We start from the raw sequence: 18,993 nt of genomic DNA, 5'->3' as shown, positions 1-18,993 counted from the left end.
AAAGTATCTCTGATGGCAGAATCAACTGTGCCAATGCTAATAGTCCTTGATTGTTCATGGTACAAAGGTGCAAATTTTCTATAGAATTAAAGAATTTTCCCCCTGATTTATCGGGTGAGCCTATCATTTGTATCAAATGAATAAGAGGATATGGAATCAACAGCTGAATATATGAATATCTTGCGTGATTATATGGCGAAGAATGCTTCTAAATATAGCATTATCCGTATGGGAATATTCGGCTCTGTTGCCAGAGGGGAGCAAACAGAAGATAGTGACGTTGATGTTTATTTGGAAACCTCAAAGCCTAATATGTTCGCATTGGTACATATAAAGGAAGATCTGCAAACTCTGTTTGGTTGTAATGTCGATATCGTCCGATTACGGGATCACATGGATTCACTTTTGAGAAACCGAATTGAAAAAGAAGGTATTTATATGTGATACAGAATTAGTCCATTCCTCTTTGATGAAGATACAAACAACTATTGATAAGATGTTATTTGATGGGACTATCGATTTATTACTATATTTGAAAACTGGATTCAAGTATGAAACCTAAATCCTAAAGTTTTCTATTTACACAAAATGCTGGACGGTGTCAAAAAAGATCTACGCTTTTCCTTCTAGCTCTTTGATGCGCTTTTCTAATGTCTTTACTCGTTCTTTCTCTTCCTTTAGGAGACGTTCGTATAACTCTACGATCTTGTCGAGGGGATTGGTGTTATATGTTTGTGTGTATTCTCCAATACTATCACCGACACTTCCAATGTTTGATGAATCGGATATTGTGTTATTATTTTCAATATAAACGCTCATCGGTTCCTCAATCGTCTTTAAATCTTCTACGGAAACGCCGGTTGCCTCGGATACCTTCTCTAGTATCTCGTCCTTGACTACCCGCTGGTTCTCTAGTTGGGACAGCCTTTGTTGGGATATACCGAGCATATCAGCCAAAGCAGCTTGCTTCAAACCTTTTCTATTTCGTGCTATAGAGATGTTGAATCCGTGGTGTACCCGGCTTTTTGTAACTTTACTTATTTCTTCCATGCTCGTTATTTTTAATTTCCAACAAATATACGAAGGATATATTTATTGCCATGCGAAAGGATATTGTTTTTTGTAGATGACGCTCATCGTATCAATATTGGCAAACTCAACGAGATCGTGGAAATAGAAGAATATAAAAACGCACTTAGGTTCGGGTTGTATTAAAATAAAGGTATCAGAAAAGTAAGTTAACTTCGATGACCAAGTAAGTTAACTTAAATGACCAAGTAAGTTAACTCCATGTGCCGATGAAGTTGGCTCCTTTTTACCCATCTGATTTTAATTGTCGGCCGGGAATAATAATGAAGGCAAGCGTTATCGCTTTTCTCGGCGTGAATCATTTCTTTTCGTATATTTGGGAAGTGAAACAAGGAGTCGTATTGCAATAATAGAATGCGAATTATAAAGTATGGAATGACATGGAACATATAAACGGACAGAACAACGAGCTTACATTAATTTTCCCGCATGGTAGAGTCAATTGTATTTCTGCCCCGAATGAGAGATTCGCTAAGGTTGTCAATCGGGCCAACATAACGATCGCAGGAAATAATAATCAGGTCTCAATGTGTTTTGAATCAGAAGATAAGGCGGAGGAATTATTGCTTAGTGATGGCTTTCTCTTGATCGTAAAAGGGGATAATAACATCGTAAATGTGGGAACGATTATCTTACGATACTCTTCGATATTGGGTATGACGGGATTAAAGCTCATCATTGGGCAGTTGCCGGGATTGGGTGCGGGTGTTTCGAGGGTCGCTAATAATTGCCGGGTAGATATAGGGGATCGTGTAGTAATCAATGGCGTTACGTTATACTTGCAGGAAAATGACTCGCGTGTCAGCATTGGTGATGATAGTCAGTTAAGCTGGGGTGTCGATATCTGGTGTACCGATGCGCATACGATAACGGATTTGGAGGGTGCGCCGATTAATTTTGCGAAGTACATAGAGATAGGCAAACATGTGTGGATCGGAAAAGACGCTAAGATCGGTAAGAATGTAAAAATATCTGATAACAGTATTGTAGGCTGGGGCAGTGTCGTAACGAAGGAATTTAATGAGCCGAATGTGATCCTTGCGGGAATTCCCGCGAAAATCGTAAGACGGGGTATCAATTGGGATCGTAGGTGTATCGATAAATATCTAAAAGGATAGGAAGGCTCATTCATGCAAAGTTCCATTCCAAATCCAGACATGACACGTGAGGACATTATACGTTTCCACGGTGTAATACGTAAATGTATTGTCCAGGACTTTACGGATACGGAGAAAGAACAAATTGAACTCCGTAGAAGAGAGATGCAGCGTGTAGCGAATAATAATGGAGGAAAAAACCCGATTCTCGGATATTGATTTTTCTATTAAGCTGTTATCTGGCTATGAGGATCTATCCGCTTTCCCTGCTATAAATATAGGACATCTTGCTACAAGGATAGAGATATGCAAGGCCAAGGAATAGGGACATTTATAATCAATTTCATCATGGACACTTTCCTTAATTATAAAGTTGCCAGATGTCAATTTATAACAGTTGACTCACTAAATAATCCGAAGACAAACTTGTTTTATGAGAAAAATGGGTTCATATATCAGACTGTTCTCGATATGTCTAGTTCGACAAGACGGATGTATATACCATTGAAATTATATCAAGAAGCTTAATAAACGCAGGGTAGATCAGAAGTGGAGCATATCGGACTCGAACCGATCACCTACAGACTGCCAGTCTGTCGCTCTAGCCAGATGAGCTAATGCCCCGTCTTGTTAATTCATGTGCAAATATAAGGCTTTTCTTGATATATGCGCTATCTTTGTATAAGAAATTTCAAGAGAAAGGAAAGAAGATGATAGTTTATAATACGACTTTTCATATCCATAAGGATATCGTGGATGAGTGTCTGGAATATTTGAAGAATAGTTATATACCGAAAGCCTCCGAGAGCGGTATCCTTTATAGTCCTTATTTGAGACGGATCTTGGATTCGCGGAATGAGGAAGGTGAAAGTTTTTCCGTACAGTTTCATACGAGGGATATCGATTCGTTGAATGAGTGGGTGCGTAAGGAAGGCGGAGCCTTGCAGCAAGATTTGATAGGACGTTATAAAGAGAAAATCGCAGGATTCTCTACCCTGTTGGAAGATATAGAGCTACCTAAATGATCAAGGACCGTATTATATTAGGCATAGACCCCGGTACGATCGTGATGGGATACGGAATCTTGAAGATCGAGGGGAATAAACCGAAGCTGGAAGCTATGGGAATCCTGCAATTGAATAAATATGAGGATCATTATCTCCGTCTGCGTAAGATATTCGAACGGGTCTTGGCCTTGATCGATCAATACCATCCGGATGAGTTGGCTATCGAGGCGCCTTTCTTCGGGAAGAACGTACAGAGTATGTTGAAACTCGGAAGGGCACAAGGAGTAGCGATGGCGGCGGCCTTGGAGCGGGATATCCCGATCTTCGAGTACGCCCCTCTAAAAATCAAGCTCTCGATCACGGGGAATGGAAATGCGGCGAAAGAACAAGTGGCCGGCATGCTACAACGCTATCTGAAGATACCGGATGAGTCTATGCTTCCGCAATTGGACGCTACGGATGGGTTGGCGGCGGCTGTTTGTCATTATTTCCAAACCAATAATCCGATCTCGGAAAAGAAGTATACGGGATGGAAGGATTTTATCGCTAAGAACCCCGGGAAAGTCCGCTGATATGAGCTTAAAAAACATAGTTATGAAATTCTCAAACCATAACTAAGGTTCAAAGAATTCATAACTATGTTTTTATTTAGCCTAAACTGACCTTATTCTTATACGATACCTTGAGCCATCATAGCTTTCGCTACTTTCATGAAGCCTGCGATATTTGCGCCTTTTACATAATTGATATATTCGCCATCTTTACCGTGAGCTACGCATTGTTCGTGGATTGCGCTCATGATCTGATGTAATTTAGCGTCTACCTCGGCGGCAGTCCATGAGATATGCATAGCGTTCTGGGTCATCTCCAATCCGGAAGTAGCCACACCACCGGCGTTGACAGCCTTACCCGGAGCGAATAATTGCTTATGCTCGATGAACAAGTCTACAGCCTCAGCCGTACAACCCATGTTAGAAACCTCAGCTACGCACAAAGTCTTGTTCTCGATCAACTTACGAGCGTCAGCCTCGTTCAACTCATTCTGGGTAGCGCATGGCAAGGCTATATCTACTTTTTGTTCCCAAGGTTTCTTGCCGGGATAGAAGGTAGAGCCCGGGAATTCGTCTGCGTAAGGAGCTACGATATCATTTCCGGAATTACGCAATTCCAACATATAGTCGATCTTCTCGCCGGAGATACCCGCCGGATCATAGATATATCCGTCAGGACCGGAGATAGTAACCACTTTAGCGCCCAACTCGGTTGCCTTTGTAGCGGCACCCCAAGCCACGTTGCCGAAACCGGAGATGGCGACCGTCTTGTCCTTGATATCGATTCCGTGAGTCTCCAGCATTTGATGTACGAAATAAAGAGCGCCGAAGCCGGTAGCTTCCGGACGAAGGATAGAACCTCCGAACTCCATGCCCTTACCCGTGAACGTACCTGTGTTCTCGCGAGCCAATTTCTTGTACATACCGTACATATAACCAACCTCACGGCCACCTACGCCTATATCGCCAGCCGGAACATCCCTGTCCGGACCAAGATTACGCCATAATTCAAGAATAAACGCTTGGCAGAAACGCATGATCTCGGCATCGCTCTTTCCTCTCGGAGCGAAATCGGAACCACCTTTGCCACCACCCATCGGAAGGGTTGTCAAAGCGTTTTTAAATGTTTGCTCGAATCCTAAGAATTTCAAGATAGACAAGTTAACGGACGGGTGGAAACGGATACCTCCCTTGTACGGGCCGATCGCGTTGTTGAACTGAACACGGTATCCCAAGTTAACTTGTATCTCACCTTTATCATCTACCCAAGGCACACGGAAAGTGAAAATACGTTCCGGCTCAACTAGGCGTTCAATGATTTTCGCTTTCTCAAATTCCGGATGTTGGTTGTACACTTCCTCAATTGATAAAAGCACTTCTTTTACTGCTTGCAAATACTCCTTTTCTCCCGGATGTTTTGCCTCTAGCGCTGATAAAATAACTTCAGTCTTCATAGCATTTATATTCTTTAAAAGGATAACATTCTGTTGGCAAATGTAGGTAATTCTTTGGAATGACCAAGAGTTTCGCTTACTTTTTATCAGTGAAAACCTAAAAATCTTCAGTTAGAGTCAGAATGCGTACTTTCATGTTTCAATAGTTATTATTTTTCCTTACATTTGACTCGAATAATTCTATCAGAATCTATTATGAGCGGTATACCGAACTTAAAAGACTTGGTGTTCAGAGACACCCCGTTTGCCAATCTAATGAATAAGCGTATATATAATGTATTGCTTATCGCTACGAAATATGATTCCTTCATGCTGGAAGATGACGGGCGTGTAGATGAGCAGATATTTAACGAATATACTTCCTTAAGCCTCCGTTACCCACCCCGGTTTACGCAGGTGACTACCGAGGAGGAGGCTTTGAATGAGTTGAAGAACCGGAACTTCGAATTGATCATTTGCATGCCGAATATGGATAACCGGGATATATTCGCTGCGGCGAGCGAGATAAAGGTGCATTATCCGAATATCCCGATCGTCGTATTGACTCCTTTCTCGAAAGAGGTGTCTAAGCGGATCGCCAACGAGGATCTGAGCGCTATCGATTATGTGTTCAGCTGGTTGGGTAACTCGGAGTTGTTACTGGCGATTATCAAGTTGATCGAGGATAAGATGAACGCTCCGGACGATACGGCCAGCGTGGGCGTACAGATCATCTTGTTGGTGGAGGATTCCATTCGTTTCTATTCGTCCGCTTTGCCTCATTTATATAAGTTCGTGCTGGAGCAGAGCCAAATGTTCGCGAAGGAGGCGTTGAACGATCACCAGCGTACGTTGCGTATGCGGGGTCGTCCGAAGATCAAATTGGCCCGGAATTACGAGGAGGCGGTACGTATTTTTGATCAGTATCGGGATAATATGTTGGGTATTATCTCGGATATGAGTTTTATGCACAATGGCGTGAAAGATCCGTATGCCGGTTATAAGTTCGGACAGTATGTACGGAAAACGGGTTTGATCATTCCTTTCGTGCTGGAATCTTCGGAGGCCAGCAACCATGTGTACGCGAAGGAACTGAACGCCTCGTTTATCGATAAGAATTCCAAGAGTTACCCGCAGGATTTGAAAAAGAAGATCATGCAGCGTTTCGGCTTCGGCGATTTCGTGATCCTGAATCCGCATACGAAAGAGGAGATCATGCGCATCAAGGATTTGAAAGACCTTCAAAAGAAAGTCTTCCAGATTCCCGACGATTCGTTGGTTTACCATCTCTCCCGGAATCATTTCTCCCGTTTCTTTTATTCCCGTGCCATGTTTCCGCCCGCCGAGGTTTTGAAGCATGTGGACGTGAGTGACTATAAGGATATGGATGAGGCTCGGAAATTGATTTTCGACTTGATCGTGCAATATCGCCGGATGAAGAACACGGGTGTCGTGGCGGTTTATCAGAAGGATCGTTTTGATGAGTATAGTAATTTTGCCCGTATCGGTGACGGTTCGCTGGGAGGTAAGGGTAGAGGTCTTGCCTTTATCGGTGCGATGGTGAAGCGATACCCTAAGCTGGAGAGTGATAATTTTGCCGTGAATATCCCGAAGACGGTCGTGATCTGTACCGATATCTTCGACGAGTTCATGGAGACGAACGAGTTGTATCCGGTAGCGCTGGGCGATGCGGACGATGAGACGATCCTCCGGTATTTCTTGCGGGCCAGCTTGCCCTCCCGTTTAATCGAGGACTTGATGGCTTTCTTCGATGTGGTGAAAAGCCCGATCGCCGTGCGTTCCTCCAGCCTGCTGGAAGATTCGCATTATCAACCTTTCGCCGGGATCTATTCTACGTATATGGTACCTAAGATCGAGGAGAAATACGATATGCTCCGTACGGTGAGCGACGCTATCAAGGCGGTGTATGCCTCTGTCTTTTATAAGGATAGTAAGGCGTATATGACGGCTACCTCGAACTTGATCGATCAGGAGAAGATGGCTATCGTCTTGCAAGAAGTGGTGGGCTCCCGTTATAATGATCATTTCTATCCGACGATGTCGGGCGTGGCCCGTTCCTTGAATTTCTATCCGATCGGTAACGAGAAGGCGGAGGATGGGATCGCGAATATCGCCTTGGGATTGGGTAAATATATCGTCGATGGCGGGCAAACCTTGCGTTTCTCTCCCCGACATCCCCATAGCATCTTGCAGATGAGTACGATGGATTTCGCTCTTAGGGAAACGCAGACTCGTTTCTATGCCTTGGATTTGAAGAATATGGCGGAAGCCTTCTCGGTAGATGATGCCTTTAACTTGGTGAAGCTGGGCTTGAAGGAGGCGGACGCTGAGGGTTCCTTGAAATATATTGTCTCTACATACGATCCGTACGATCAGATTATCCGTGACGGTTATTATCCGGGCGGTCGTAAGATACTTTCTTTCGTGAATATCCTACAGCATGACGTGTTCCCGCTGGCGGATACGTTGGATCAGATCTTACGGATCGGGCAGCAGGAAATGGGCCGTCCGGTAGAGATTGAGTTCGCTGTCAACATGGACCCTTCGGATCATACAAGGGCGACTTTCTATCTGTTGCAAATCCGTCCGATCGTAGATAATAAAGAGATTATGGACGAGGATCTGAGCTTGGTGAAGAACGAGGAAACCATCCTTTCTTCTACCAGTGTTTTGGGGCATGGTATCGTTGGCGACGTACAGGATATTATCTATGTGAAGACGGGCGCTTTTAATTCATCCAATAATCAGTTGATCGCTTATGAGATCGAGAAGATGAACCGTTCGTTTACCGATCAGGAGAAAGGATACGTATTAGTCGGCCCCGGCCGATGGGGGAGCAGCGACTCTTGGTTGGGTATTCCGGTGAAATGGCCGCATATCAGTAACGCACGGGTGATCGTGGAGTGCGGATTGGAGAATTATCGGGTAGACCCGAGTCAAGGTACCCATTTCTTCCAGAACCTGACTTCGTTCGGAGTGGGCTATTTTACGGTTAATCCATTTAAGGGAGATGGTTGGTTCGATGAGGCGTTCTTGAATGCGCAACCTGCCGTAGAGGAGACGGAATATCTTCGTCATGTACGTTTTGATGCTCCGATTACGATTAAGATGGATGGGAAGAAAAGTCTTGGCGTGGTATTGAAACCATAAAAAGATAGCGTTTCAAGAGAAGATAGTTGTTTGTGGATTTGCGAGACGAGCCGGTAAGACGGGTCTCGCGAATCCATTTTTTATTTCAAGTGGAAAGTGGCAAGAACCGCTTTGTGGTCGGTAGGCCAGATTCCAAGGGGAGTCATGATCGGGTCGGAGGTCTCTTCCGTCTCTCTTTGCCCACGGAGGATGTCACCTTTCGGACCGATGATACATACATCTGTAAGCGTTAATCCCTCGAATGGAGCGTAATGGATGAAATCGATGCGATCTCTATCGTCCGCTTTCGGCGACCAAACTAATTTCTCTAAAGCGATATCCTTACAGTCCGCCGGGCAGGTAAGTCCCGGATGAGTTACAGGGTTCGGGAAGATCTCACGGTACGTATCTTTGAAGCCGTCTTTCTCCAGCATGACGGATACGTGCCAAGGAACAACCAATCCTTGGTGGTCTCTCATCTCTTTGGTCGCCTCGGTCCAGTCCAGATGGGAAGGCTCGTTAAAGTCCCCTCCGAGGATAACGATCCGTCCGGCTTTCCGATCCTTTTTCGCCTCTTTTAGGAAGCAAGCGATAGCGTCGTCACGGACAGATTGTTCGTTCAACCATAGGAGTGTATCCAGATTGGTGACAGGGGGTTCCTCGTCCCATGTATTTCCGTCGTATCCACGGGCATCGTAATAAGCGCAATTGCGATAATCCAGATGGGCGGTGTAAAGAGCTACCTCGGTATCGCCGATGTGGGTAATGGCCTTGTACATACTACCCCTGTCATCGTTCAAGGGATAGACGGTCGTGCTATCCGTGATCGGGTAGCGGCTTAACAGACCGGAATCCTCGGTGTAGAAAGAATAGTACGTTTGTCCTCTTTGCTGCAACGCTTCCACGATCCGGTCGCAAAAACGGGTCTGATGATAATTACGTACCTCGCTTAACGTAACGAAATCGGCGTTACTTCTTACGATCTCGTCAGCGATAGCGTCAAAGCCTCCTTTTACGACAGCGCCTTCCTGCCAGATGTTGAATTGAAGAACCTTGAAAGTCTTCTCTTGCTGGCAAGAGCTGAGGCCCAGCGCGATCAACAAGAGTAAGTAGATAAAACTAGTTTTTTTCATGTGTGAAATATTTTGTTAGATGTTTTGTCGTAGCCATTCCTCGGCGGAGGCCAAGGTTTCCGGCTTGCCGATATCCAATAGTTTTAGGTTATCCGCCATATAAGCCCTGATATCGGTTTTGGCGCAAATAGCCAGATAGAAGTTAATGATAGAGAACTTTCCGGTCCATTCTTCCATCAGCTCCAATATCTTGGGCGAGAGTACGTGGATTCCGCTAAAGGCGTACTCGTTGTGTTGATCCGGGTCAAAATAGGGATAGTAAGATTTTACCTCGCCGGTCTCATGATTACGCCAACCACACAGTCTATTCTCCTTATTAAATAATAGATAACGTGAGGTATTGCGCTGGCTGACGAGTAAGGTAGCCAACGGGTTCGTTTGTACATGGGTATCGTATAGTTTCTTGAGATCCACGTTCGATAAGATATCGACATTATGTATCAAGAAAGGCTCGTTCCCGCATAAAAGAGAAGTGGCCTTCTTGATTCCTCCTCCCGTATCCAGCAGATAATCGCTCTCGTCCGAGATTTCGATCCGGACACCGAAGTTGTTGTTCGCCTCCAGAAAATCCACGATCTGGTTGCCTAAATGGTGGATATTGATCACGATCTGGTCGAAACCGGAGGATTTCAGTTTCAGTATGACGTGTTCTAGCATCGGTTTGCCCCCGATAGGTATAAGCGCTTTTGGCGTGTGATCGGTTAACGGCTTCAGTCTGGAACCAGTACCGGCCGCGAAAATCATAGCTTTCATAATGTAGGGTTAAAGAGTTGTTCTATATTTTGTTCTCTATGTACTAAATGTACTTTTACTCCGAACTTGGTGTTAAGATGTTCCGCCAGATGTTGTGCGGAATAGACCGAACGGTGCTGTCCTCCCGTACATCCGAAACAAATCATCAAATTGGTGAATCCACGATCCATATATCGTTTTACCGAGGCGTCTACGATATGGTAGACATGCTCGAGGAAATTCGTGATCTCCCCGTCATCCTCCAAGAACTGGATCACTGGCTCATCCAAACCGGTGAAATGGTTGTAACGCTCGTATTTACCGGGGTTATTTATCGCACGGCAATCGAATACGAATCCACCTCCGTTCCCGCTAGGGTCGTTCGGGATTCCTTTTTTATAGGCGAAGCTCATGACCTTTACTTCCAGCATATGTTTCTGGATATCGTCCGTGAATTGTTTCAACCCGGTAAGCTCACGAAGGACGGAGCATAAATAGGGATATTCCGGATAGTCATTCTTCAATAACTGCCGCAGGTTCTCGATCGCGAACGGGACGCTTTGGATGAAATGAGGCTTTTTCTCGAAATACCCCCGGAAACCATAAGCCCCCAATACCTGCAAGGTCCTAAACAGGACGAAATGGCGCAGCTGGCTATGGAAGTAAGCCTCGTCTACCGGGATATATTTACGTAGGGCCGTGATATAATCCGATAGTAATTCATTCCTCAGATCCTCCGGATATTTCGCTTTCGCCTGCCAAAGGAAGGAAGCCACGTCGTAATAAACCGGGCCTTTTCGTCCACCTTGAAAATCAATAAACCAAGGCTCTCCGTCCTTTACCATAACATTGCGTGACTGGAAATCGCGGTATAGGAACGTGGCGGATGAACTGCGTAACAATACGTCGCTCATCTTCAAGAAATCATCCTCCAGACGGTTTTCCTGAAACTCCATACCGGTAGCCTTTAAGAAACAGTACTTGAAATAATTCAAGTCCCAAAGGATAGACCGTTGGTTGAACTCGGCTTGCGGATGGCAATACGAGAAATCGAAACCGTCGGACCCCAAGAACTGGATGTCGGGGAGTTTGGTGATCGTCTTGTGTAATAAACGGCGTTCCTCCTCGTCGAATACACTGCTTTTACGGCCTTTCTCGATGGCGTTGAAAAGAAGCGTATCTCCTAAATCTTCTTGGATATAAAATGAATGGTCGTCCGAGCTGGCATATACTTGCGGTACGGGTAAGCCCTTCCCCCGGAAATGTTTTGCCATATAGATAAAAGCCTCGTTCTCCTCAATAGAAGTGCCACTAACTCCAATCAACGTCTCAGGACCTTTTATCCTGAAATACCGGCGGTTAGAGCCGGATGACGGTAACTCCGTTATTTCCTCTGCCGGTGATCCGGTATATGATTGGTATAGCTTCCTAAGTTCTTCTGTTATCATACTTATCGATTTACGGCACTAAGATACCGCTTTTTAATTGAAAATTAAGAATTGAAAATTGAAAATTGGGACTTCGTCGGAAATAAGAAAGGGGAATAGCCTCTCAAAGCCTATCCCCCTCGCTTATATGATCATCAATCGCTCCTCTCTAACTAATTTTCAATTCTCAATTCTTAATTTTCAATTACCTAGAGTATTCCTTGTGCCATCATAGCCTTAGCTACCTTCATGAAGCCGGCTACGTTGGCGCCTTTCACGTAGTTTACGTAACCATCCTCTTGCTTTCCGTATTTTACGCATTGCTCGTGGATGTTTTCCATGATGCTCTGAAGTTTCTGGTCTACTTCCTCGCTGCTCCAGCTTAACTTCTGTGCGTTCTGAGTCATCTCAAGACCGGAAACGGATACACCACCTGCGTTAGCGGCCTTACCCGGAGCGTAAAGGATCTTGGCCTCAAGGAATGCGTCGATAGCTTCTGGTGTAGAAGGCATGTTAGCACCCTCGGATACGGCGAAGCAACCGTTAGCCAATAAAGTCTTGGCATCGTCGCCGTTCAACTCATTCTGGGTTGCGCTCGGCATAGCGATGTCACATTTCTCTCCCCAAGGACGAGCGCCTTGTACATATTTGCATCCGTATTGCTCCGCGTATTCACGGATACGGCCACGATACAAGTTCTTCAACTCCATGATATAATCCAGTTTCTCACGGTCGATACCATCCGGATCATAGATATAACCGTCGGAATCAGACATCGTGACAACTTTCGCTCCAAGACTGATTAATTTCTCTACCGTATATTGAGCCACGTTTCCGGAACCTGATACACAAACTACCTTGTCCTTGATGTCAATGTTGCGGGTTTTCAGCATCTGCAACAAGAAATATACGTTTCCGTAACCTGTAGCTTCCGGACGGATCAAGGAACCTCCGAACTCGATACCCTTACCCGTGAATGTACCCGTATTCTCACGAGCCAATTTCTTGTACATTCCATACATATAAGCCACCTCACGTCCGCCTACACCGATATCGCCGGCGGGAACATCCGTGTCCGGACCGATATGGTGCCATAACTCAAGGATGAAGGCTTGGCAGAAACGCATGATCTCAGCGTTTGACTTTCCTCTCGGGCTAAAGTCGGAACCTCCTTTACCACCACCCATCGGCAATGTAGTCAGTGAATTTTTAAACGTTTGCTCAAAAGCCAAGAACTTAAGGATCGATTGGTTTACGGAAGCGTGGAAACGGATACCGCCTTTGTACGGGCCGATAGCGTTGTTGTGCTGGATACGGTAACCCATGTTCGTCTGGATTTGTCCCTTATCGTCCATCCAAGTTACACGGAAAGAGAAAATGCGATCGGGGATACAAAGGCGCTCGATCAAGTTGCTTTTCTCAAATTCCGGATGCTCGTTGTAAGCTTCCTCGATAGTCCCTAAAACCTCTGATACTGCTTGATGATATTCCGGTTCGTTCGGAAATCTTCTTTTCAAGTTGTCTAAAACTTCACTTGCCTTCATGACTGAATTTTATATTTAGAATGTTATACCATTTTGTTATCCGTACGCCGTTTGTTTAACGACGTGGCAAAGGTAAGCTAATTTTTGACACTAGCAAATAATTGAAAGAGAAAATGCGTAAAAAATATCATTTAGATATATTAAGTTTGAAAAAACGACGAAATGTTATTCATCTCTATGCTTGAAATTCTTATAGATCGGAACGAACACAATGATAGCGGAGGCTACAAGGGCAAATATGACGTCGAAATTGATTGTCTCGCTGTATACAAGCAGCATGTAGCATAAGACACCCCATAGTAAGGTGATACATACGGCTTGACTATTTGTTATCTTTCTGCGTGCCATTGATTACATTTGTTTAGTTTGAGGAAATAAGCGATCCGAAGTAAATCACCAAAGCCAAAAAGACAGCTATGATGACGAATAGGATCATGATTTGTTTCTCTAAGGGATATTTTCGTAGAAAAGGGATATGACGTGCGAATCCGGCGACTTGTTCTACCGGTTCCGCTTGCTCGTCTTCCCGGGGCAGGTCGTAACCGCCTTCCTCCATGATCTTCATGGCTCGGGGAACGTCGCTTTCCAGAATCTCCACCCGTGCGCCGCCTACGTCTACGTAACCGGCCATGATCTGGCTGCTTAACTCATTGCGGAGATAACATTCTATCCCTTCCGACCTCAACAGGGCCATCAGCGGTTGGGCATCCGCCGGATAGGTGAACCGGGCTATTTCTACGATCTTGTCCATGGTATTTGTTTTTCTGCAAATGTAAGTAGACAATCACGAATTAACCGTGTTTTTTATTGTAATTTACTTTTTTTATACGTGAAAATATGAAACAGTATGATTTAGCGGAGGGTATGCGGATGTATATAGCCCGATTGAGAGAGCAAGGACGTTATTCGTCCGCCAAGAGTTATCAAGATGCCTTGAATTCATTCCTGCGTTTTTGTGGGCAGGAGGTGATTCCTTATACCCGTATCGACCGGGAAATGCTTTTGAGGTATCAAGACTATTTGCGGGACCGGGAATGCTCGTGGAATACGGTGTCTACCTATATGCGTAGGATTCGCCGTGTGTATGGGTTGGCGATGGAGAATGGGGAGGCTCCTTTTTCCCGTTATTTGTTCAAGGGAATTTTCATGGGAGTGAAAAGCAAACAGAAGAAGGCGTTGCCTACGGAATCCTTGCGTTTGTTGATGACCGCTCCGTTGGATGATTCGGGGCTGCGGAAAACACAGCGGGCATTGTGTTTGATGTTCTTGTTTTGCGGTATGGCGTTTGTCGATTTCGCTCATTTGAAAAAGAGTGATATCCGGAATGGTGTCTTGAGGTATAACCGCCAGAAGACGGGTACGCCGATGTTGGTCGAGATACAGCCTGTGGCCAAGGAGTTGTTGGCTGCGTTAATGACCGGCACGCTTCGGGATTCTCCTTATCTATTCACTTTCTTGAGTGGGACGAAAACGGGTGAAGAGGCCTTCCGGGAATATACCTCTGCCTTGGCTGATTTCAACAGTTCCTTGAAGGAACTGGCAAATGCCTGTGGTGTGACGGAAATGGTTACCTCGTACTCAATCCGTCACTCTTTCGCCACGACCTTGAAGGAACAGGGTGTACCGATCGAGATGATCAGCGAATTGCTGGGACACCAATCAATCAAGACGACGCAAATCTATTTGAAGAGCTTCTCTTTGGATAAGATGTCTGCGGTGAACAAGGCTTGCTTCGAGAGCATATATAATAATGTATCAAAGGTGGGGTAGGTGATCGGCTACTTGGGAAGTAGCGTAATCTTCCATGCCGCAAATTTAGTAAAAAACACCGAATAACAAACAATTTTTAGGCTTTGTGTAGGCTTTGTTTGTTTTCTGAATTTATCTTTCCTCGATTTTTCGTTTCTATTCGTGGTGTATGGGCACGACAATGGAGACGAAACGACCTCATATTTCCTGCATCATCACGTCTCCCCAAAAAATCGTACGAACATCGTGTAGAGACGGGGCGTGCCCCGTCTCATCCCCTCAAATGGGTATTTTAAATTACTGCCAGATGGTGGGAGACGGAGCACGCTCCGTCTCTACAACTGGGTAATAATCATTTCCTATCTTTTACGCTACTTCCCAAGTAGCCGATCTTCCACGTCCCGATAGAAGAGATATTGACATGGTTTCTATTGCTTTAAAATTTTCGGGAATAGAAAAGAATATTTGATTTAAGTATTAGATTATCAGTGTATTAATAGAATGTGCTGATATGGCATTGAAGTATCTATGGGTCATGATCTTCCCCCTTTACCATTGCGTGATGTCCACACCGTAAGATGGTATGTGTTATCTCTTCCCGCTTGTCACAAAGGTCCAGCCAAGGGTTTGCGGAAGGAGTTAGATCGCAGGGTGCGTTTGGGCGAGCCTACGTTCGATTTTTTCGCCCCCTCTTTCGTGGAGATGCATCGCCGTGAGGGGCGTTTGGTGGAGACTCACCGTCCGTTGCTCTACAATTATGTGTTTATCCGCTCTTCTGTGTATGAGATCTTCCGTTTGAAACGAGATTTTCCCTTGTATAATTTCCTGCCTAGCGTGGATGGCCGTGGCTCGTATCCTTTTGTCTCCGATCGTGAGATGGAAAACTTGCGTTGGGTGGCCCGTTCTTACTCGGATGAGCTTCCGGTGTATGTGCCGGAAGCGGGTTATTTGCGTAAAGGTGACCGGATACGCATCACGGATGGTCGTTTCAAAGGTGTTGAGGCAAGTGTAGTAATACAGCCCGGTGTCGGCGAGCGGGAGGTAATGGTATGCGTGGACAACTGGATGTGGGTTCCTTTATTGCGTGTTCAGCCGGGCGAGTATGAGGTGATCAGCTTGGCCGAGGAAGGCAAGCATGTATATACCCGTTTGGACAATTCCCGGATACAAAATGGTCTTCATGAGGCGTTGGGCCGTCATTGGGGGGATGGTGGCGTTACGGCTATAGACCGTGAGCTGGCGACGGAGACCTTGCGTGCCTATGGGGAGTTGCAGCTGGATTCTGCCGTGATGCGGTGCAAGCTCTATTCTCTCTTGTTGCCCGCCTATACGATACTAGGGGACGAGGAGCGGCAAAAGTCGTTGATCGGAACGATCGTCTCGTTCTTACCCTTGATCCGTGCGGAGCAGTCGTTGGCATTATTACTACTTACGCTTTATGGTTGTACGGATAGCAGTATCTATTATTATCGTGCGCACGAGTTGATTGATCCGTGGAGCCGGGAATCCTCCCCGAAGAAGAGTAAATTATCCTTGATCCGTCGGTTAGCCGACTACGACCGCTGGCTAAAACACGTGGGAATTGAAAATTAAAAATTCAAAACATGCCTTCTCTTCCTTCTGGCATACGTTTGGTTACGTTACTAAACGAGCATCTGAGCGAGATCATGGATCGTGAGCGCACGAACCGTACCTCGATCCATTTATATTGTACGGGTCCTTATTGGGTGGCTTTCGAGCGTTCTGCCTATCAGTTGTGTCTCACCTTCCCGGATAGCGAGATCACGCCGCTGCGCCTGTTTGCCTACCCGTTCCCGATCGTGATGGTGTCCGTGACGGATCGCTCGTTGCGTTCGTACGCCCGTAAACATATTTTGAGGCGGGACGAGAAGGATTACGTGGTGCTGACCGTCCCCGAATCCTCCTTGACTGACTACCGAAGATGGCATGCCGGTGAGGTGGAGGGCTTGCCCCAGCTGACATGAACCAAAAATTTTATTCATGATGAACCTTTTTTCTAAACTCTCAACGTGGTATTTCTCAAGGAAAGCGTTGCCGTATTGGAGCATTATCCTGTTGGATTGCTTGGTGATCCTGTTTTCAGGTTTGCTGGTATATGCCTTGAATAACGGGATCTTCGCCACGATGGGCATCTTTTGGCACCTGTCGCTCACGTGGGGTGTTTGCCTAGTGCCTTATCTGGTGGGCTTTAGGCTGTTCCGTACGTATTCGGGCATCATTCGTTACTCTTCCTTCGTGGATTTGCAACGGGTGGGCTTCGCCGTGCTGTTCGGTGTGGTTTGCGTGGTGACCTTCCAAGAGTTTACGGATTTTTCGCCTTACTTGGTGTATATCCGTAAACGAGACCTTGTGCTATCCTCCCTGCTGGCGATGAGCTTGATGTGGGCGATGCGTGTGTTCGTGAAGTATTTCTACGTGACGACCTTTCGCCAGTCGAAGGCTGAGCGTGCCTTTATCTTCGGCGTGAAGCAGGGCGGTATCAGTTTGGCGAAGAGCATCCAGAACCAAGATCCCGCACAGTACGTGCTGGCAGGCTTCGTCTCGGAGGCCGGGAACATGCAGAATCGTATATTGATGGGAGTGCGTGTGTACCCTTTCGATGAGGAGCTGATCGATGCGATGCGCCGGGAGCGGGCGACGATCCTTTTCGTCTCCCCCTTGAAGAGCGACTCCATCCGGGAACAGCCGGATATGGTGGCCCGTTTGGCGGAGGCAGGGATCAAGATCTACGTGACCCCGGCGGCGCAAGAATGGGATGGCAGGAGCGATTTGACACATACACAACTCCGGAAGGTTGAGATCGAGGATCTGCTTCCCCGGGAAAAGATAGAGATAGACATGGAGGCGGTGGGCCGCTTGCTTCGTGGTCAACGCATCCTGATAACGGGAGCCGCCGGCAGCATCGGTGGCGAGATGGTGCGCCAGATCGCCTCGTTCGCTCCGGATCGCTTGATCTTGGTAGATCAGGCGGAAACTCCCTTGCACGACATCCGCTTGATGATGGCGAGGGATTGGCGGGATATCAACGCCTATACCTTGGTGGCGGACATCGCTAACAAGTCTCGCATGGAGGAGATCTTCTCGGAGCATCGCCCCGCCTATGTATTCCATGCGGCGGCCTATAAGCACGTTCCGATGATGGAGGATAATCCTTGTGAGAGTGTGGGTAACAACGTGGACGGTACCCGTGTGATCGCCGACTTGGCCGTGAAGTATGGCACGAGGAAATTCGTGATGATCTCCACGGACAAGGCGGTGAATCCTACGAACGTGATGGGTTGCTCGAAACGTATCTGCGAGATTTACGTGCAGAGCCTCGACAAGGCGATCAAGGAGGGCCATGTGGAAGGCGTGACGCAGTTCGTTACGACCCGCTTCGGCAACGTGCTGGGTTCTAACGGCTCCGTGATCCCATTGTTCCGTGAACAGATTGCCAAGGGCGGTCCCGTGACAGTGACGCATCCGGATATCATCCGTTTCTTCATGCTGATCCCGGAGGCCTGCCGGTTGGTATTGGAGGCGGGTACGATGGGTAACGGTGGGGAGATCTTCGTCTTCGACATGGGCAAACCCGTGCGTATCATCGACTTGGCGAAACGTATGATCCAGCTTTCGGGCGCCAAGAACGTGGGGATCCGTTTCACGGGCCTTCGTGCCGGCGAGAAGCTGTACGAGGAGGTACTGAACGACGAGGAGATCACGCTGCCTACCTTCCATCCGAAGATCAAGATCGCCAAGGTACGGGAGTACGATTATGATACGGTTTGCCAAGATATAGATGAACTCGTCGGGCTAGGCCGCTCGAGAGACGATATGGCCATCGTAGGCAAGATGAAGGCGATCGTCCCCGAGTTCAAAAGCCGGCACTCCAAGTACGAGGCGTTGGATAAATAGGGAACCGGATATTGATGTGTGGGATAGAAAATAACTAAGTTGTCATGACATGATACAGATTTACTTCACACGTAATTAACAATTAAAAGAACGTGTGTAACATGTCAAACAAGTTAAGAGAACGTAAAAATTACAGCATGGAGTTCAAGCTCCGTATGCTGAAGGA

The 18,993-nt window shown here is 46.4% G+C and carries 18 protein-coding genes and 1 tRNA gene; 10 read left to right on the top strand and 9 right to left on the bottom strand.

Going from position 1 to position 18,993, the window contains the following annotated elements; all coding sequences use genetic code 11:
* The first annotated feature begins 150 nt into the window (after positions 1 to 150).
* Complete coding sequence (locus NBH16_RS22220) at positions 151 to 444, top strand: nucleotidyltransferase family protein (RefSeq protein WP_005868525.1); 294 nt, start codon at positions 151 to 153, stop codon at positions 442 to 444.
* 168 nt (positions 445 to 612) lie between these two features.
* Here NBH16_RS22220 and NBH16_RS22215 read toward each other — a convergent pair whose 3' ends face one another.
* Positions 613 to 1,050 (bottom strand): helix-turn-helix domain-containing protein, encoded by a 438-nt coding sequence (locus NBH16_RS22215; protein WP_005868527.1) that lies wholly within the window; start codon positions 1,048 to 1,050, stop codon positions 613 to 615.
* A 419-nt stretch (positions 1,051 to 1,469) separates the two neighbouring features.
* Between NBH16_RS22215 and NBH16_RS22210 the strand changes: the two genes are divergently transcribed.
* Both NBH16_RS22210 and NBH16_RS23495 read left to right on the top strand, forming a co-directional pair.
* Positions 1,470 to 2,207 carry an acyltransferase gene (locus NBH16_RS22210; RefSeq protein ID WP_005868529.1) on the top strand — a complete coding sequence of 246 codons (738 nt, stop codon included), beginning with the start codon at positions 1,470 to 1,472 and terminating at the stop codon, positions 2,205 to 2,207.
* Between the two features lie 234 nt (positions 2,208 to 2,441).
* A complete protein-coding gene (locus tag NBH16_RS23495) occupies positions 2,442 to 2,714 on the top strand; it encodes a GNAT family N-acetyltransferase (RefSeq protein WP_350457271.1) in 273 nt (90 codons plus the stop codon).
* A 22-nt stretch (positions 2,715 to 2,736) separates the two neighbouring features.
* Here the strand turns inward: NBH16_RS23495 and NBH16_RS22205 are convergent.
* A tRNA-Ala gene (locus NBH16_RS22205) sits at positions 2,737 to 2,810 on the bottom strand.
* Between the two features lie 86 nt (positions 2,811 to 2,896).
* On the opposite strand from NBH16_RS22205, the gene NBH16_RS22200 reads away from it, so the two are divergent.
* Positions 2,897 to 3,211: a DUF4286 family protein gene (locus NBH16_RS22200; protein ID WP_005868538.1), complete on the top strand. Its 315-nt coding sequence runs from the start codon at positions 2,897 to 2,899 to the stop codon at positions 3,209 to 3,211.
* On the top strand, positions 3,208 to 3,765 hold the full coding sequence (ruvC, locus tag NBH16_RS22195; RefSeq protein ID WP_005858764.1) for a crossover junction endodeoxyribonuclease RuvC: 558 nt from the start codon (positions 3,208 to 3,210) through the stop codon (positions 3,763 to 3,765). Before NBH16_RS22200 ends, ruvC begins: the two co-directional genes overlap by 4 nt.
* 98 nt (positions 3,766 to 3,863) lie before the next feature.
* On the opposite strand, the gene gdhA is transcribed toward ruvC, so the two are convergent.
* The gene (gene gdhA / locus NBH16_RS22190) at positions 3,864 to 5,198 is read right to left on the bottom strand and encodes an NADP-specific glutamate dehydrogenase (protein ID WP_005868539.1); all 1,335 of its coding nucleotides are present in this window, start codon (positions 5,196 to 5,198) and stop codon (positions 3,864 to 3,866) included.
* Positions 5,199 to 5,393: 195 nt separating this feature from the next.
* On the opposite strand from gdhA, the gene NBH16_RS22185 reads away from it, so the two are divergent.
* Positions 5,394 to 8,348, top strand: a complete 2,955-nt coding sequence (locus tag NBH16_RS22185) for a PEP/pyruvate-binding domain-containing protein (RefSeq protein WP_022193195.1) — start codon at positions 5,394 to 5,396, stop codon at positions 8,346 to 8,348.
* Positions 8,349 to 8,428: 80 nt separating this feature from the next.
* Here NBH16_RS22185 and NBH16_RS22180 read toward each other — a convergent pair whose 3' ends face one another.
* The 6 genes from NBH16_RS22180 to NBH16_RS22155 all read right to left on the bottom strand — a co-directional run bounded on the left by NBH16_RS22180 (position 8,429) and on the right by NBH16_RS22155 (position 13,914).
* On the bottom strand, positions 8,429 to 9,460 hold the full coding sequence (locus NBH16_RS22180; RefSeq protein ID WP_250789079.1) for an endonuclease/exonuclease/phosphatase family protein: 1,032 nt from the start codon (positions 9,458 to 9,460) through the stop codon (positions 8,429 to 8,431).
* 15 nt (positions 9,461 to 9,475) lie between these two features.
* Positions 9,476 to 10,213 (bottom strand): nucleotidyltransferase family protein, encoded by a 738-nt coding sequence (locus tag NBH16_RS22175; protein WP_250789078.1) that lies wholly within the window; start codon positions 10,211 to 10,213, stop codon positions 9,476 to 9,478.
* Positions 10,210 to 11,640, bottom strand: a complete 1,431-nt coding sequence (locus NBH16_RS22170; protein ID WP_005868544.1) for a RapZ C-terminal domain-containing protein — start codon at positions 11,638 to 11,640, stop codon at positions 10,210 to 10,212. The genes NBH16_RS22175 and NBH16_RS22170 overlap by 4 nt, the downstream gene beginning before the upstream one ends.
* 188 nt (positions 11,641 to 11,828) lie before the next feature.
* On the bottom strand, positions 11,829 to 13,163 hold the full coding sequence (locus NBH16_RS22165) for an NADP-specific glutamate dehydrogenase (protein ID WP_005858752.1): 1,335 nt from the start codon (positions 13,161 to 13,163) through the stop codon (positions 11,829 to 11,831).
* Between the two features lie 165 nt (positions 13,164 to 13,328).
* Positions 13,329 to 13,511 (bottom strand): hypothetical protein, encoded by a 183-nt coding sequence (locus NBH16_RS22160; protein ID WP_005858749.1) that lies wholly within the window; start codon positions 13,509 to 13,511, stop codon positions 13,329 to 13,331.
* Between the two features lie 13 nt (positions 13,512 to 13,524).
* Positions 13,525 to 13,914 (bottom strand): putative signal transducing protein, encoded by a 390-nt coding sequence (locus NBH16_RS22155; protein WP_005858748.1) that lies wholly within the window; start codon positions 13,912 to 13,914, stop codon positions 13,525 to 13,527.
* Positions 13,915 to 14,000: 86 nt separating this feature from the next.
* Here NBH16_RS22155 and NBH16_RS22150 point away from each other — a divergent pair, with 86 nt between their 5' ends.
* The 4 genes from NBH16_RS22150 to NBH16_RS22135 all read left to right on the top strand — a co-directional run bounded on the left by NBH16_RS22150 (position 14,001) and on the right by NBH16_RS22135 (position 18,827).
* A complete protein-coding gene (locus tag NBH16_RS22150) occupies positions 14,001 to 14,933 on the top strand; it encodes a tyrosine-type recombinase/integrase (RefSeq protein ID WP_008772578.1) in 933 nt (310 codons plus the stop codon).
* A 507-nt stretch (positions 14,934 to 15,440) separates the two neighbouring features.
* Positions 15,441 to 16,505, top strand: a complete 1,065-nt coding sequence (nusG, locus tag NBH16_RS22145; RefSeq protein WP_005858746.1) for a transcription termination/antitermination protein NusG — start codon at positions 15,441 to 15,443, stop codon at positions 16,503 to 16,505.
* A gap of 11 nt (positions 16,506 to 16,516) precedes the next feature.
* The gene (locus tag NBH16_RS22140) at positions 16,517 to 16,897 is read left to right on the top strand and encodes a hypothetical protein (protein WP_250789077.1); all 381 of its coding nucleotides are present in this window, start codon (positions 16,517 to 16,519) and stop codon (positions 16,895 to 16,897) included.
* Between the two features lie 16 nt (positions 16,898 to 16,913).
* Entirely contained in the window at positions 16,914 to 18,827 is a 1,914-nt protein-coding gene (locus NBH16_RS22135; protein ID WP_250789076.1) for a polysaccharide biosynthesis protein, read from the top strand.
* Positions 18,828 to 18,993: the final 166 nt, after the last annotated feature.

Origin of the sequence: Parabacteroides sp. Y3-G-102 (genome assembly GCF_023656845.1) — a bacterium.
Lineage (GTDB): Bacteria > Bacteroidota > Bacteroidia > Bacteroidales > Tannerellaceae > Parabacteroides > Parabacteroides distasonis.
Note: the sequence above shows the minus strand (reverse complement) of the source record. Positions and strands in the feature narration are given on the sequence as shown.

Excerpts from the sequence above, each read along its gene's own strand:
- NBH16_RS22220 (WP_005868525.1), top strand. The coding sequence starts at position 151 with ATGGAATCAACAGCTGAATATATGAATATCTTGCGTGATTATATGGCG.
- NBH16_RS22215 (WP_005868527.1), bottom strand. The coding sequence starts at position 1,050 with ATGGAAGAAATAAGTAAAGTTACAAAAAGCCGGGTACACCACGGATTC.
- NBH16_RS22210 (WP_005868529.1), top strand. The coding sequence starts at position 1,470 with ATGGAACATATAAACGGACAGAACAACGAGCTTACATTAATTTTCCCG.
- NBH16_RS22200 (WP_005868538.1), top strand. The coding sequence starts at position 2,897 with ATGATAGTTTATAATACGACTTTTCATATCCATAAGGATATCGTGGAT.
- ruvC (WP_005858764.1), top strand. The coding sequence starts at position 3,208 with ATGATCAAGGACCGTATTATATTAGGCATAGACCCCGGTACGATCGTG.
- gdhA (WP_005868539.1), bottom strand. The coding sequence starts at position 5,198 with ATGAAGACTGAAGTTATTTTATCAGCGCTAGAGGCAAAACATCCGGGA.
- NBH16_RS22185 (WP_022193195.1), top strand. The coding sequence starts at position 5,394 with ATGAGCGGTATACCGAACTTAAAAGACTTGGTGTTCAGAGACACCCCG.
- NBH16_RS22180 (WP_250789079.1), bottom strand. The coding sequence starts at position 9,460 with ATGAAAAAAACTAGTTTTATCTACTTACTCTTGTTGATCGCGCTGGGC.
- NBH16_RS22175 (WP_250789078.1), bottom strand. The coding sequence starts at position 10,213 with ATGAAAGCTATGATTTTCGCGGCCGGTACTGGTTCCAGACTGAAGCCG.
- NBH16_RS22170 (WP_005868544.1), bottom strand. The coding sequence starts at position 11,640 with ATGATAACAGAAGAACTTAGGAAGCTATACCAATCATATACCGGATCA.
- NBH16_RS22165 (WP_005858752.1), bottom strand. The coding sequence starts at position 13,163 with ATGAAGGCAAGTGAAGTTTTAGACAACTTGAAAAGAAGATTTCCGAAC.
- NBH16_RS22160 (WP_005858749.1), bottom strand. The coding sequence starts at position 13,511 with ATGGCACGCAGAAAGATAACAAATAGTCAAGCCGTATGTATCACCTTA.
- NBH16_RS22155 (WP_005858748.1), bottom strand. The coding sequence starts at position 13,914 with ATGGACAAGATCGTAGAAATAGCCCGGTTCACCTATCCGGCGGATGCC.
- NBH16_RS22150 (WP_008772578.1), top strand. The coding sequence starts at position 14,001 with ATGAAACAGTATGATTTAGCGGAGGGTATGCGGATGTATATAGCCCGA.
- nusG (WP_005858746.1), top strand. The coding sequence starts at position 15,441 with ATGGGTCATGATCTTCCCCCTTTACCATTGCGTGATGTCCACACCGTA.
- NBH16_RS22140 (WP_250789077.1), top strand. The coding sequence starts at position 16,517 with ATGCCTTCTCTTCCTTCTGGCATACGTTTGGTTACGTTACTAAACGAG.
- NBH16_RS22135 (WP_250789076.1), top strand. The coding sequence starts at position 16,914 with ATGATGAACCTTTTTTCTAAACTCTCAACGTGGTATTTCTCAAGGAAA.